Raw genomic sequence first — 14,445 nt, 5'->3', positions numbered from 1 at the left:
TGCGCGACATATTGCCGATGCATTCCGGTCAATTCCCTCCTCTGTATGACGACCGACCGACGAGCATCCGCCGCAGCGGACCCCACCAGACACTTCGGACGATCGCGGACGCAAAGAGCGCGGGCGCGGAAATCCAGACCAGCGCGCGCATCAGAGGACGTGTCGCGTACAGGCGATGCAGGTAGACGAAGTACGCGTAATGGCTCATCCAGATCATCCGGACCTTGCGGCGGTTGACGGCGGCGCCGCCTGTGTGACGAACGGAAACCTCGGGTGTGTAGTAGATCCAGAGACCGGCCAGCGCGGTGCGGCGGCACCAGTCGACGTCGTTGAAGAACATCGGGTAGCTCTCATCGAATCCGCCGATCTCAGTGAAGACCTCTCGTCGCACGAGCAGGCAACTGGCCATCGGTTGCGGCACGATACGCTCCTGGGCACCATTGAAGTAGCCCATGCGCCAGCGACCGAAGATGCGGGATCGGGGAAAGAGGACGGACAAACCGGTGAAATCATACCACAGCGTGTCGAGGCCGGGAAGCTCACGCAGTGACGGCTGACGCCGTCCATCCGGGCCAATCAGGCGCGGCGCCACCGCCGCCGCATCGGGATGACGTTCGAGGAATTGGCGCAGGGCATCGACTCCTCCGGGAGGCACGGCAGCGTCGGGATTGAGCAGCAACACAAATGGGGCATCGATGGCGGCGATCCCCTGATTGGATGCGGCGGCATAGTAGCGATTGCTGCTGTTGGGAATCACCATGACATGCGGAGCCGTGGCATGCACAATCGACAGCGTTTGATCTTGTGAGGCGTTGTCGACAACGACGATCTGCAATGGCGCGCGGGAGGCCATAGTCAGCGCCGCGAGGCAGTCGCCGATCTCGGCGGCTGAGTTGTAGGTCACGATGGCGACGCCGACGTCTGCCACAGTCACGTCCACGCCTCCCGAGACCGTGCTGCGATCACACTCTGAAAGAGTGATGCCAGGTGTCGCGTCTGTGCGCGGCGGTCGAACACCGCGATCGATTCGCGGGTGCGCGCCGGGACGCCCCGCGGATGGCGAAGCACCGCCCGAAGCGCCTCGGCGCCGGCCTCCACATCGGCATGGGGCACAACCCAACATCCAGGGAGTCGACCGACCAACGTCCCGACGGCGCCATCCCTGGGGCCGAAGAGGATCAGGGGACGCTGCGAGCGCAACGCCTCGAAGAGCCGCCCCGGTATGTTTGTCGCGAATCCCGCCAGTTCGCTGACCGAGATGGCGACGATGTCGGCTTCAAGCAATCCGTCCACACTGGCGGAATGCTCACGATAGCCCAGATCGGTGAAGATGGACGCAAGACCGTAGTCGGCGGCGATGGCGGTGGGATTCAATCCCAGGGCTGTGCCGACATGCCGAATCTGTAAGTCCAGCTCGGGGCATCGTGCGCGCAACTCGCATACCGCCGCGAAGATCGGACGCGGATCGGAATGGGGGCTGAGAGTCCCGGGGCACAGAATCGTGAATGGCCCATTCCAGGAACGCGGACGGGCGGCCGAAACGAAATCGGCCTCATCATAGCCATTGTAGATCACTTCCGTCGAATGCCGGGCGCCGTCACGGTCGAGTGCCGCGGCCATCGGGATGCTGACGGCCACGACGCGATCGGCCGTTTGTACGATGCGTTGACGCAGGCGCTGAGCCCAACGCGCATGCCAATGCGTCGGCCCCCAATCATCATCGCGCGCCAGCCACGGGTCGCGGAAGTCGGCGATCCACGGGATTCGTGGCGCCAGAGCCAAGCCGACACGATGCATCGATGGGGGCGGTGAAGTCGTCCAAACGACGTCGAACGGACGTTCGTTGTGCAGACGTCGTGCCCGACGCAGCGCCGCCGCCGTGAACAGGATCTTGTCGTCGGGCCAGCGGAGCCACTCCCGTACTCGCCGAGCCCATGATGAGGCTTCGCGGATTGAGCCGGCGCCACCTACGAAGCCGCGTCTTCGGAACACGAGGGCGGGATCGAATGCCCAGACGCGCTCGATTCTCATAGAGTCAGGGAGCTCTGTCAGCAACGAAGGATCGGACTGATGAGATAGCGACGTCCACGGTGCGATCACGGTCACATCCCAGCCGAACTCCGGCAGGTAGCGGGCGAACTTCAACGCGCGCTGCACGCCTCCCATTCCCGAAGGTGGAAAGTAGAACGACACGATCAGCACGGATGGACGTCGCGTGCTTGGGGTCGCGCTGCTTGGACTCATCGCTTCTGAAACCGTTCGATGGTTGATCGCATCGCCTTCTCGACAACGGCCATGTTGTCGTTCCAGCGGGCGCGCTCGGTGATCAGGGACCGGTTGTGGACTTGCGCCTGCTGTCGCAGCACCGGATCGGCGGCGGCGCGCTCGATCATCTGCGCCAGTGCCCGATCATCGCCGACCGGAAACAGAAGACCATTCACCCCCGGCTCGATCCACTCACGGTTGGCGGCCAGATCGGTCACGATCGGGAAACATCCGGCGGCCATCGCCTCCAGAAGGGAAACAGAGGTGCCATCGGAGGCGGCGGTGGAGACATACAGGTCCGCCGCGCCCACTTGCTGTCGCAGCGCCTCTTCGGGGAGCATCGGCAGAAACAGATTCCGCGTGTCGAGCTTCCACTGCGCCGCCAGACGCCCCAGGCGCTCACGCTGGGAGCCGTCACCGACAATGACGAAGCGAAACCTCCCCGGCGATGTCGCTTCAAGGCGTGCGGCGGCCACAAGGAACGTCTCGACGCAATACAACGGTTCGAGACGGCGGGTTTGGATAACAGTGAGCACCGGGGGAACGCTCGCCGGCCGACTCTCCCCAGCAGCAAGCCATTCATCACTGACGCCGAGAGGGACCACGGTGATATCAGCCGCGCTGGCGCCCAAATCCTGCAGTCGCCGGGAGAGGACATCGGCATCGGTGAAGAGGTGGTCGGCACGACGGATCACCGAGCGGATGCGGGCCCGATGCAGAGGGGACTTCTCCGGTGCGATCAGCACATCGGAACCCCACGCCGAGACCACCAGAGGATGGAAGCCGGACAGGGCACCCAACCAGCCGTAGTCGGGGAGAAACAGGGCGCTTGTGATGTCGGGCGAGAACTCCCCAATGATCCGTCGCAAACGGGGGATGACACGCAGAATGGCAAGAGCACGTGGGAGCGCCGTGCTGCCGAGTCCCTCCGCGTGGACGCCGGTGGGGATCGGCGGGAACGACAGCCATCGGACCGTCCACCCCTGTTGCCGGAAGTATGCGGCCCAGCGCTGGGCGTGGATGACACGGGCCTCGCCCAGAATCAGTATTCTCGCCGATCCTGCAGGAACAGACACATCACAGTATGGTCGACGACGCACGACAGCGCCAAAGAAAATCCCTCGTGGGGAGCTCGGTGAAAGAACACTGCCATTCCTTATGGACTTGGGTGGCACGCACAGGCCCCGGGTGGCTGAGGCCACCGGGGGCTTGTGCGTGGCACACGTTCGGGCTGTGTCAACCGCGGGGCCTGAAGAGGGTGTGCAAGGCATGATACCATGGGCGCCGGTAGACCGCTGTGTGAACGGCCGCCGGCTCGGCACCCCAGCCGTGCTTGAACTGCGCTAAGCCGGCGCCGGAGTCGCCGGCCGCGCCGCCACCCAAGTTGACCACGCGAACCCCTTCGCGACGCAAAGCACTCAACGTCTCGGCAAAGAGCCAGTGGCCGACCCCTTGAAACCGTGGCTCGCGATCAAAGGCACCATCGACATACACGGCGTGGTCGCGATGAACCAAGAAGACCGCTACCGCTGCCGGGCGATCGCCAACCCAGGCCACGCGAAAGCGCAGCGCCCCGGTTGGTGCGAACAGTTCCATCATCGCACCGGCCGGTTGAGGCACCAGTACAATCCGGGATGGCCTCCCTCGATCTTTCCAAGTGGACAGGAGGCGAGTGACATCCGCGGCACTCTCCAGATCGGAGAGACGGGGCTGCAGTTCCTCTCCCCGGCGGATATTGCGTCGATGCGACTCCGAGTATCCCCGCCGGGGGCGCGAGATGTCGCCTTCCAACTGAAGCTGCCACACGTCATTGCGGAGCGTCTGCTTTGTCCAGCGGCCGGGTGGCGCGCCGAGATCGGGATGACAGGCAAACTCGACTGTTCGCGGGCCAATCGCCGCCAACATGAACCCCCCGAGCTCTTCGCCGTGTGCATGACCGTTCGGCGTGAGCGGTCCACACGGTGTTCCGAACGGCTGCGCGTGGCACATCTCCCAGCCGAGACGTCTCCGACGTGTCACGGGAATGACCGCATGGGCACGGCCGGTGTCGTCGCTTAGCACCCAAGCTTCGGCGCGGGCATCCGGCCAGATCGCCTCCCAAAACAACCCCCACTCCGGGAGCAAATACGGCGATGGATCGCTTGTGGCAGTGAGCCAATCGAGCCATTGCTCGCGGGGTATCTGCTTCGGGTGACGGCACTCCCAGTGCATGGCATCGACCGGCACTATGGGCGCCGTCGGACGGCGATCTTGCCGTGACCGTGTTCACCATCGGGACCGCGGACCACGAAGAGGTAGACCCCGGAGGCCACCAACTCCCCCTGGTCGCCACGCCCGTCCCAGCCAACCGAGGCATCAAGGTCCGCCACCGGTCGACCGTCGACGGTGAAGATGAAGATCCGGCTGCCGAAGGGAGCATTGAATTGCACGCCTCCCGAAGTGGATGAGGACAGATCAAACGGATTGGGGTAGGCGATGACCTCGTCGACGGCGTCGGCGGGAGGAAGCGCAGTACGGGTCTGTGATAGTCCCGTCTCCGTGGCAATCCAAGCTGTTCCCCGGCGATTGTCCATGGCAATCGCCTCGACGGCATCGCCGGCCAGACCGGAATTGGTGGAATTGTAGTAGGCCATGTCCCCATCACCGGCGATGACAACCAGCCCCAGTGACGTTCCGACCCAGATGCGGTTGGCAGCATCGGCGGCGAGGGCATTGATGGTCAGCCCTGCCTCGGAAGGGAGAGCGATGTCGAAGAACCGCCGCCGGTCGGAGGCATAGCGGGCCAGTCCAACGTTCGTGCCGACCCACACGGAGTCGGCGCGATCGATCAAGACGGCACGCACATTGTCGGACGGCAGGAAGTCCTTGGTCGTCCACTCGCGCACGTGACCCCGCTGGGGCACCGGTTCACCGCCGGAGCAAAGCGGCTCCGCGTAGGTGAGTTCCACCAGCCCGGCATCGGCGGTCCCGATCAGAACACGGTCCGGCTCAGCCCACAGCGCCGTGGGCTGAGCGGACACCAGTCCATCGGTCGAGTCGAAGCGACCCCAGCACCCCTGGTCTGTGAAGACCAATGCAGGACCCAAGTCCGCAAAGGCATTGGCGAACCAGACCCTGCCGAGGGGGTCGACACTCACGTCGAGGAGAACCACATAGTTCGTGCTCTGTCCCCCTCCGGCACTCACGCCACGCAACGTGCTGTTGAGCGTGTCATAGTGCGTATGGCCGGTGTCGCTCAGCGGCGCCGATGGATTGACACGCCAGGCGCCTGTCCCCCAACTCCCCAGCCAGATCTCGCCATTGGGCGCGACAGCCACCGAGGTGCCGGGAAAGCTCGGTCCGGCCTCAAAGAACGGGAGTTTGGTCCAGTGCCCCTCGGAGAGGAAGTCGGCGCCATAGCCGGCGTGCATGCACCAAACCCGGCCATCCTCGCCGACCGCGATATCGGTGAAGGCATTGTCCAGCGGACCCGCAAGTTCGATGCGCGACCAACCGCCGCCTCGCTGCCAAAGCCCCATTCCCTGCTCACCGACCCAGAGAGTGCCGTCGCCGGCGCCCGTAACGCTGACGAACCGGCTCGCCGTCGCACCGGGGATGTCGTCGATGCCGGCATTGGAAGCGCCATACCAGACCAGTCCCGACGGCGACGCGATCCATAGTGTGTCCCCATCGCTGTGGAGATCGCGCACGATCGTCACGCCCGGCGCCAAGGGAACCCGCCGCCACACGCTGTCGCCGACCGGCTCACCCAAAGAGACGTCTGCCAGAACAAAGAGGCCGCCGGTGCCCCCGGCATAGGTCGAGCCCACATGGACGGTGACCGTGCTCAGGGCGCTGATTCCGGTCCATGTCTGCCAGTGGGACCGATCGAGCAGGAAGGGATCATCGAGACGCGCGCGTGCCACACCGGCATCGCCGACCGCCCACAAGAGACCATCCCGGACCATGATGTCCCGCACGGCCGCACCATCGGGCCATTCGCCGATGCGGGTGTAGGTTTCCTTGATCTCACCACCGTGGCGTTGTGTGTCGAACTTGTGTACGCCGACGTCGGAGGCGATCCAGAGGAAACCATCCGGCCCCGGGGCGGCGGCATTCAGTGCAATCGGAATGCCGTTGTCGTTCTCGAAACGGTAGGTGTCCCAACGGGCATCACTGCGGCGGTGCGACAAGCGCCCATTCGTCCCGCCGGTCCAGAGTGTTCCCTGCGAATCCACCGTGACGAAGCGTAAGTCGTTCCCGCCAAGCCCGTCGGCGTTTGTGAAGCGGCGCTCCCCAACGGTGTCCCAGGGGTCGAGACGGACCAAGCCGCCGCGTGATGCGACCCAAAGGGAGTCGCCGGAGGCAGCCAACGCCGTCACCTCCCGGACATCGGTGTAATTCGTCCAGTGCGAGAGGCGCTCGGCGGCGGTCGGTGTCGCCACCAAGGCCACTATAGCCACCACGGACAACGAAGACACGAGCTTGGAGAGCGGTGGGTGCGGAGCACCCACCCTACGATCTCGGGATGACAGGGATGGACCGACGGTCATTCCCATGCGTGTGTCAGGAATCTGTCAAGGGTTCCGGCGGCGGATGGCGAATGCCGCCACGAGCAGAACGGCAGTCGCAAGCGAACAAAGCTGGCCCCAGTACATGCCATGGAGCACAAAGAACGTCTTCTCATCGGGCGGGCCAAGCGGCAAATCATGAAGACGGACATCGGGCACATATTGCGCAGTCGCTTCGTGAAAGAGACCGGCGCGGTCGATGAACCCCGAAATGCCGGTGTTGGCCGCCCGTGCCATGGGGCACCGGGTTTCAATGGAGCGAAAGATCGCGATGGCCGCATGCTGCGCCGGGCCGGATGAAAAGCCGTACCAGCCATCGTTTGTAATCGTGACGAGAAACCGCGCGCCAGCGTCGACAAAGTGACGGACAATGGCGGGAAAGGCCGATTCGTAGCAGATCGCGACGGCGTACGGTCCCTTCGGGTGATCAAAGAGCACATACCGATCGCCGGCGGTGAAATGTGCCCCGCCGACCTCGAGCTTGTCGAGGACACGGAATCGATCCGAGAATGGGATCCACTCGCCGAAAGGGACCAGATGCAGCTTGGCATGGAAGTCGGGGGCGTAGTGTCCGTTGCTCAGGGCCACGGCGGCATTATAGCGCAAGTACCCCTCCGGCTGGGTACGTCGAAACTCCAGCGTGCCGATCAGAAGCGGTATGGTGAGTTCCTGAGACAGAAGCCGCAGCTCGCGATGATAGCGTTCGTCGGCGCGGAGGTAGATCGGGGCGGCGGTTTCCGGCCAGACGATCAGCTCGGCGCCATGGGCCGCAGCGGTCCGGGTCTGTGCCTCATACACCGCCATCGACTGGTCGGTAAAACCTTCATCCCATTTGCGGAATGAGTCGATGTCTCCCTGTAGAACTGCGACCCGGACGGTGTCGACGGGCTTCAGCCCAGAGAGCGCTGCACGTCCGTAGAGATACGGGACTGCGAATCCGAGGCCGAAAACCACCAGGTTCACGACGAGTGCCCGGGTCCGTCCAGCGACGACATTGTCCACGATTTGGTGGAGGGAAACACCAAGAAGCACGATGATGAATGAGATCCCCAAGTCGCCGGTGACGTCGGCGTATTGAATCAGCGCCGGATAGGCGGCATGCGTGAGCGACAAATTTGTCCACGGGAAGGCCAACGCGCCCCACTCACGCAGGTGCTCATGGGCAGTCCACACGACCGGGAACAGCCAGATCGCCCACGCGCCGAGCGCCCGTTGCAAATAGGCACAGAGAGCAAAGACCGCCGAGACATACAAAGCCAGGATGATGACCATCGCCAGCATCCCGGGGATGGCGACCCAGCCGATCCAGTACAGGGTGCCGAGATGGAAGACGAAGCCGAAGACCCAGCCGCGCCAGGCCATGGCGCGGATCGAGATGGTCGCCGGATGGCCACCGATCCCCACGGCCCAGAGGGCACAGGCGATGGCGGGATAAGCGAGCAAGCCGAATGGAAAGGGCGGGAACGCCAGTGCGAGAAGGCCGCCGGCCAGGGCGGCCGATATCGTCGGTGAGAAATGGGAGAGAGAGCGCAACACAGACAGTAGGGAGGGCTTCCTTCGGCTCCACTCAGGACAAGCCGCCCGCCATATCAGACTAAAGAGATGGCGGGCAGAACCCGCCCTACAAGAGCAAACTTATGGCAGCCCGTTCCACCCCATGGCCTATTGGGGATGATTGAGCCGCACCTGGCGCGGGCCGGAGGTGAGATTGCCGATCACGTGCGCGGTCTCGCCGGATTCGGCCAACAGGCCGAGCGCCTGTTTGGCGCGTTCGCTGTCGACGGCGATGATGTAACCGATCCCCATGTTGAAAACGCGGAACATCTCATCGCGATCGACATTTCCCGCCCGTTGCAGGAACGCGAAGACAGGCGTCACGGGCCAACGTGTCGTGTCGATGACCGCCTGCAGACCCTCAGGTAGGATGCGGACGAGGTTCCCGGCGATACCGCCACCAGTGATGTGAGCCATGCCCAGAACGAGCTCGGCATCGAGAAGCCCGCGGACCGCTGCGGCATACGAGCGGTGCACCGCCATCACCGCCTCGCCGATGGTGCTGCCCAGCTCCTCGGGGCGATCGTCGAGCTCGAAGTGGTTCTGGTCGAAGAGAATCTTACGGATCAGTGAATACCCATTGGTGTGCGGCCCCGACGAAGCCAGCCCGATCAGGGTATTGCCCGGCGAGAGCCGGGAGCCATCGACAATGCGATCCCGTTCGACGATCCCGGTGATGAAACCGGCGAGGTCGTAGTCGCCGCGCTTGTAGATCCCCGGCATTTCGGCGGTTTCGCCGCCGATCAGGGCCATGCCGTTGTCGCGGCAGGCGGTCGCGATGCCGCTGATGACATCGGCCACCACACCCGGCTCGACCCGTGCCAGCGCCAGGTAGTCGAGGAAGGCCAGCGGTTTGGCGCCGCAAGTGAGGATGTCGTTGACGCAGTGATTGACCAGATCGGCGCCGATGGTCTTATGATATCCGGAGCGGATGGCGATTTTCAGCTTCGTACCAACACCGTCGCAACTGGAAACCAGGATCGGCTCGCGATACCCGGCCAGATCGAGCCGCAGAAGCCCGGAAAACGGTCCCACGCCTGCGAGGACAGCATCGGTGTACGTGCTTCTGGCCAGATCGCCGATCTTCGCCACCGCCTCATCGGCGGCAGCCAGATCCACCCCGGCAGAAGCATAGGTCATTTTGCGCGCCATTGGAGCCGTCCCAATCCGTTGTTCGGGAATAGGTTGCTCATCGGGCCGGGCAACTGGACCCACCCGCGCTGAGCATCCCTACCTGGCTACCCGGCAGGAGGGACGCAGTCATTAAGCCGGTCTGGGGGGCGCAAGTCAATAACCGGTTATTGTCATGGCAATGTCGGGCGGAGACTCGCGATGGTACCGGAGTCATCTGTCCCGCCATTCACGGCTCGGGAATTCCGGCAACCTGTTATATTGGTGAAGAGGCGAAGGTCTCCCCAAGAATGCGAGGTGCCTATGAAGATCACCGGTTGCGTCCGCCTGCTCATGCTGGCAGTAGCGGCAGTGCTCGTTTGTTCGTCGTTGGCTTGGGCTGAGAAAGGCGGCGGGAAAGGAATTGCCTTTCTGACAATGCTCCTGGCACCAGACCACGTGCGTCTGCTGGACTGGACGGTCGTCGAGGGCGATCTGCGACCGTCGCGGGCGAAGTCAGCGCACGGCGAGTGGGAGTACGAAACCACGACCGCGTCCGGAGAGGTAATCTGGAAAGGGAATCTCTCCGACCCGTTGCGGCGGCGCCTGGAGTACGAGGACCCGGATCATCCGGGACAGATCAAGGCCAAGTTTGTCACGGTCGACTCGGCACGCGCGGTCATCCGCGTTCCCGCCGACTCAGCGGCCAGCCGCATTGCCGTCTACCGGATAGAGCGGACAACGGGAGCAGATGGCAAGACGGTGCGCGTCCGCCGACTAATCGGGAGTGTTGATTGTCCATGGCGGGAGGTGCAGAAATGACCTTTCCGCGCGCGCTGGCGATTGGCGGTCCCGCCGCTCTCTTGCTTCTGTCATCGGCAACCGCGACGATTGCCCAGGGGACATTGCACACGTTGCGTGTGACGGGACCGAACACCAAACGCATCAACATCGTGGTGCTGGCGGAGGGGTATCTGGCATCGCAGGAGGGCCCGTTTCTGACCGATGCGACAAATGCCATGTCCACCTTCCACACGACCTCCCCCTGGGGTGAGTACCGCGATTACTTCAACGAATACGCGATTTTCGTCGCTTCCAACGAGGAGGGCTCCGATCACCATAGCGGCGGTGAACCGCTGCTGCGCGACACCTATTTCAACAGCACGTATGACTCCTACGGGATCCAACGACTGATCACCATCCCTCCCAACGATTGGGACGGAGATTGGTCGCACGGCGCCGGCAAAGTCTACGCGTTGCTGTCGCAGCACCTGCCCGATTACGACGTTGTCCTGATTCTGGTCAATGACCCGCAGTATGGCGGCTCAGGTGGGGAGTTTGCCATCGCCTCAGTGCACGCCGCCGCCCCGGAGGTCGTCCTGCACGAGCTGGGGCATTCCTACGCGGATCTGGGCGACGAGTACGAGGATCCCTACCCCGGATATCCCGACATCGAGGAGCCCAACACCACGCGGCAGACCGATCCCGACTACATCAAGTGGCGGGACTGGATACTACTGACCACGCCGATTCCAACGCCCGAGCTGCCGGCATACTCGGCCGTCGTGGGTTTGTTCGAAGGGGCGCACTACCATTCCATCGGCTGGTACCGACCAATGCTCGACTGTAAGATGCGTTCGCTCGGTATCGCATACTGCCGTATTTGTGCCGAGAACATCGTACTGTCGCATTATGGCCTGGTGTCGCCGATCGACTCGATGCTCCCGGTCTCCAGCGTGGTCACCATGGCACCGGCGGAGACGGAGACGCTGCGGGTCGTGACCAAGGTGCCGTTGCCGTCGACTCTCCGCCTGCAATGGACGATCGACGGCTCGCCGTACACGCCTCCCGTACCGGGGATGGCAATCGTCGACGGCGTCGCGCTGGGCCTGGGCACCCACGCCGTCAAATGCGTGGTCAGCGACACGACCACGCTGGTGCGGATTGACTCCGTGGGGGTCCGTCGCGATTCCGCCATGTGGTCGGTGATCGTGCAGTGCGTCTGTCCGTGCCATGGCGATCCACAATGCGATAGTGTGGCCAATGTGCAGGACGTGGTGCAGACGGTGAACGTGGCATTTCGCGGAGTTGAGCCGATGTTCGATCCCGATTGCCCGCGCGAGCGGACGGACGTCAATTGTGATTCCTTCACCACCGTGCAGGATGTCGTCAAGGTGGTGAACGTCTCTTTTCGCGGGGCAAGTGCGGCGACTGAATTCTGCAATCCGTGCGTGCCGTAGGGGCGTCCGGCCATACGCTCCCACCGCCGGCACGGACCAAGGTCCGTGGCACACAGTTCAGAGGTGGGCAGAGCCCACCCTACAGGAAGTCCACGGGATCGACGTCGATGGTCATGGTGACATGCGTGCGGCGTTGGGCCGCGTCGTGATCTTCATGGAATTGGCGCAAGAGTTCTGCCGTGCGGCGCGTCGATGACGTCTTGATCAGTGCGTGGACGAGGTAGCGGTCGGCGCGACGCGGAATCGCTGCCGGCGCCGGACCCAGGAGGCGTCCGGCGGTACGTCGCCTGGCATCGGGGATTCCGTGCCAGTAAGTGGCGAGATCCAGAGCCGCGGCGCGGGCGGCGGCCTGTGTGGTCGCGGCGAATGCAATGAGAATCAGACGTGTGAAGGGCGGGTAGTGCAATTGTCTGCGGCGGGGCAACTCACGAGTGAAGAACAGCTCGGCGCTTTGTGACGCGGCCAACTCGATCAATTCATGCTCGGGATGGAAGGTCTGCACCAGCACCTCTCCCCTGCCGTGATTCGACTCACCACGGCCGGCACGACCGGCCACCTGGGTCAGTAGCTGAAACACCTTCTCCTCGGCGCGAAAATCGGGAAAAGCCAGTTGTTGATCGGCCCAGATGACGCCGACCAGCCCGACATCGGCGACGTCCAGTCCCTTGGCGACCATCTGTGTGCCGACGAGCAGGTTGAACCGGTCGCCGGCAAACCCGTCGAGGATCTCCGCAGCGGCACCCCGTCGCGCGGCGACATCGGCATCGAGACGCGCCAGGCGTACGGCGGGATCAAGGTCGGTCAGCGCATCTTCGATCTTCTGCGTGCCGACTCCATGAAATAGGAAATCGGTTCCGCCGCACGCCGGACAAGCATCCGCCGCCGGCTGGCTCCGCGTGCAGAAGTGGCAGCGGAACGTGCGGTCGGTGGCATGATAGGTCAGCGTCAGGCCGCAGTCGGGGCAGTGTTCGCTGTGGCCGCAGCGCTTGCAGGCGACCATCGTCGAATGACCACGACGATTGATGAAGACAATTGCCTTGCGCCCGGCCTGCAGGGTGGCCAGAAGGGCGGACCGCAACTCGGGAGTGATCCACGCGTCGGTTTCAGTTCCCGGGCGATGACGGAGGTCAACCAGCCGGACGATCGGCAACGGTCGGGAACGCACGCGGCGTTCCAGCCGCAACATCACGTACTTGCCGGAAGTGGCATTGTGGTAAGTCTCACACGACGGCGTCGCTGATCCGAGCAGACAGAGCGCTCGGTTCATGCGGGCGCGCACCACGGCGACATCGCGGGCATGGTAGCGCGGGGCGGGGTCGGATTGTTTGTACGACTCGGAATGCTCCTCATCGACAATGATCAGACCGAGGTCGGGTATCGGCGCGAAGACGGCTGAGCGCGCTCCGACGACCAAAGGGTAGCGGCCGCGCGCCACCAAGCGTGCCATCCAGTAGCGCTCGACGGCCGACAGGCCGCTGTGCCAGACCGCGATCGGACCGCCGAGAGAGACCTTTAGACGGCGGATCATCTGTGAGGCCAGACCGATTTCAGGGACAAGAAACAACGCGCGCCGCCCGCAAGACCGCACGCGGCGGATCGCCTCGCAGTAGACAGCGGTTTTTCCCGATCCGGTCGGTCCCCATAACAGGGCACAGGCGAACTCGCCGCCGTGCAGCATCGCCTCGATGCGGTCGGCGGCGGCGGCTTGATCGGAATTCAAGTCCGAGCGACCCGGTTCCGATACGGGCTGTCCGACCTGTAATGGGCTCGCCTCCCTGGCGATTGGATCCCACAGCAGCGTGTCGTCGAGAGCCAGATTCCGGAGTGCGGCCATGCCGCCGGGAATCCGGGCGGCAACTTCGGCCACGCTGGCTCCCGGCGTGGAGCGATCAGGATCGGCGAAAAACTCCCTGACAGAAAGTGGAATGCGGTCGTACGCGGCGGCATCCACTCCCTGTACCGTGGCCATTCGCGGCAGTGGCGGAACGGCGGCCCGCCAATCGACAGAGACGTACCCGCGGGCGACCATTCGTGCCAAGACCTGCTCCAGCGACCGGCGGGACATCTCCATGCGCCGCAGGAGCGATGAGGTGGTTGTCGGTCGTTCGACCGAGAGCGCGCGGAGCAGGTCGCTGTCCCGACGCGTCAGACGCCGGGGAGCACCTGGCCGGGAAGACAGATCGGGGCGTGTGAGCCGAAAGACCGATTCCTGGGCTCCCCATTTAACGTTCAACGGAGCCAAGGCCCCCAACGCCTCGCCCCAGGCACAGAGGTAGTATTCCGACACCCAACGTGAGAGTTCCAGCAGATCGGGGGGGAGACGCCAGCCGGGATCGACGGGACGACGGAGCGGCCTGGTCCCCGGCGGGAGCGCAGGCGCTCGGCGCACCGCCACGATCACGCCTTTGGTGTCACGCCCCGAAAGCGGCGCGACCACGCGGTCACCGGGTTCCGGATCAGCAGTCCATGTGTCCGGGACCACATAGGTGAACTCGCGCCAGACCGGCACGGGAAAGGCGACATCGGCGAGACGGTGCGTCATGAGATCATGCGCATCCTGACGGCGAAGAGCAAGACGAACGGACGAGAGAATTCCCTCACCCGAGCCGCCTCCGGCGGCTCGACCTCTCCCGGAGGGAGAGGTTAGACTCCCTCCGCTCCCTCCGGGCAGGGTCGGGATGCAGGTGCTGCCCATCTGCCATCATCGTGTGGGCTCCTGAATCTCT

10 protein-coding genes are annotated in these 14,445 nt (G+C 64.0%); 2 read left to right on the top strand and 8 right to left on the bottom strand.

Translation table 11 applies throughout. The features are described from left to right. Window positions 1-28 precede the first annotated feature (28 nt). The 7 genes from AB1792_00950 to purM form a co-directional block, all read right to left on the bottom strand. Complete coding sequence (locus AB1792_00950; GenBank protein ID MEW5700783.1) at window positions 29-934, bottom strand: glycosyltransferase family 2 protein; 906 nt, start codon at window positions 932-934, stop codon at window positions 29-31. Beyond that, entirely contained in the window at window positions 931-2,244 is a 1,314-nt protein-coding gene (locus AB1792_00945; protein MEW5700782.1) for a glycosyltransferase, read from the bottom strand. The genes AB1792_00950 and AB1792_00945 overlap by 4 nt, the downstream gene beginning before the upstream one ends. After that, window positions 2,241-3,341 carry a glycosyltransferase family 4 protein gene (locus tag AB1792_00940; GenBank protein ID MEW5700781.1) on the bottom strand — a complete coding sequence of 367 codons (1,101 nt, stop codon included), beginning with the start codon at window positions 3,339-3,341 and terminating at the stop codon, window positions 2,241-2,243. The genes AB1792_00945 and AB1792_00940 overlap by 4 nt, the downstream gene beginning before the upstream one ends. A gap of 160 nt (window positions 3,342-3,501) precedes the next feature. Then, window positions 3,502-4,476: a GNAT family N-acetyltransferase gene (locus AB1792_00935; GenBank protein ID MEW5700780.1), complete on the bottom strand. Its 975-nt coding sequence runs from the start codon at window positions 4,474-4,476 to the stop codon at window positions 3,502-3,504. A gap of 14 nt (window positions 4,477-4,490) precedes the next feature. Further along, window positions 4,491-6,758, bottom strand: coding sequence for a hypothetical protein (locus AB1792_00930; GenBank protein ID MEW5700779.1), 2,268 nt, complete (start codon window positions 6,756-6,758; stop codon window positions 4,491-4,493). A gap of 63 nt (window positions 6,759-6,821) precedes the next feature. After that, window positions 6,822-8,351 carry an apolipoprotein N-acyltransferase gene (lnt, locus tag AB1792_00925; protein MEW5700778.1) on the bottom strand — a complete coding sequence of 510 codons (1,530 nt, stop codon included), beginning with the start codon at window positions 8,349-8,351 and terminating at the stop codon, window positions 6,822-6,824. 126 nt (window positions 8,352-8,477) lie between these two features. Then, window positions 8,478-9,521, bottom strand: a complete 1,044-nt coding sequence (gene purM, locus AB1792_00920) for a phosphoribosylformylglycinamidine cyclo-ligase (GenBank protein ID MEW5700777.1) — start codon at window positions 9,519-9,521, stop codon at window positions 8,478-8,480. A gap of 282 nt (window positions 9,522-9,803) precedes the next feature. On the opposite strand from purM, the gene AB1792_00915 reads away from it, so the two are divergent. Beyond that, the gene (locus AB1792_00915) at window positions 9,804-10,301 is read left to right on the top strand and encodes a hypothetical protein (protein ID MEW5700776.1); all 498 of its coding nucleotides are present in this window, start codon (window positions 9,804-9,806) and stop codon (window positions 10,299-10,301) included. Next, window positions 10,298-11,719, top strand: coding sequence for a M64 family metallopeptidase (locus AB1792_00910; GenBank protein ID MEW5700775.1), 1,422 nt, complete (start codon window positions 10,298-10,300; stop codon window positions 11,717-11,719). The genes AB1792_00915 and AB1792_00910 overlap by 4 nt, the downstream gene beginning before the upstream one ends. A 79-nt stretch (window positions 11,720-11,798) precedes the next feature. On the opposite strand, the gene priA is transcribed toward AB1792_00910, so the two are convergent. Next, entirely contained in the window at window positions 11,799-14,261 is a 2,463-nt protein-coding gene (priA, locus tag AB1792_00905) for a primosomal protein N' (protein ID MEW5700774.1), read from the bottom strand. Window positions 14,262-14,445 lie beyond the last annotated feature (184 nt).

Source organism: Candidatus Zixiibacteriota bacterium, assembly GCA_040752595.1.
Classification (GTDB): domain Bacteria; phylum Zixibacteria; class MSB-5A5; order WJJR01; family WJJR01; genus JACQFV01.
The sequence above is the reverse complement of the archived record's forward strand: the minus strand, read 5'-3'. Positions and strand labels throughout refer to the sequence as shown.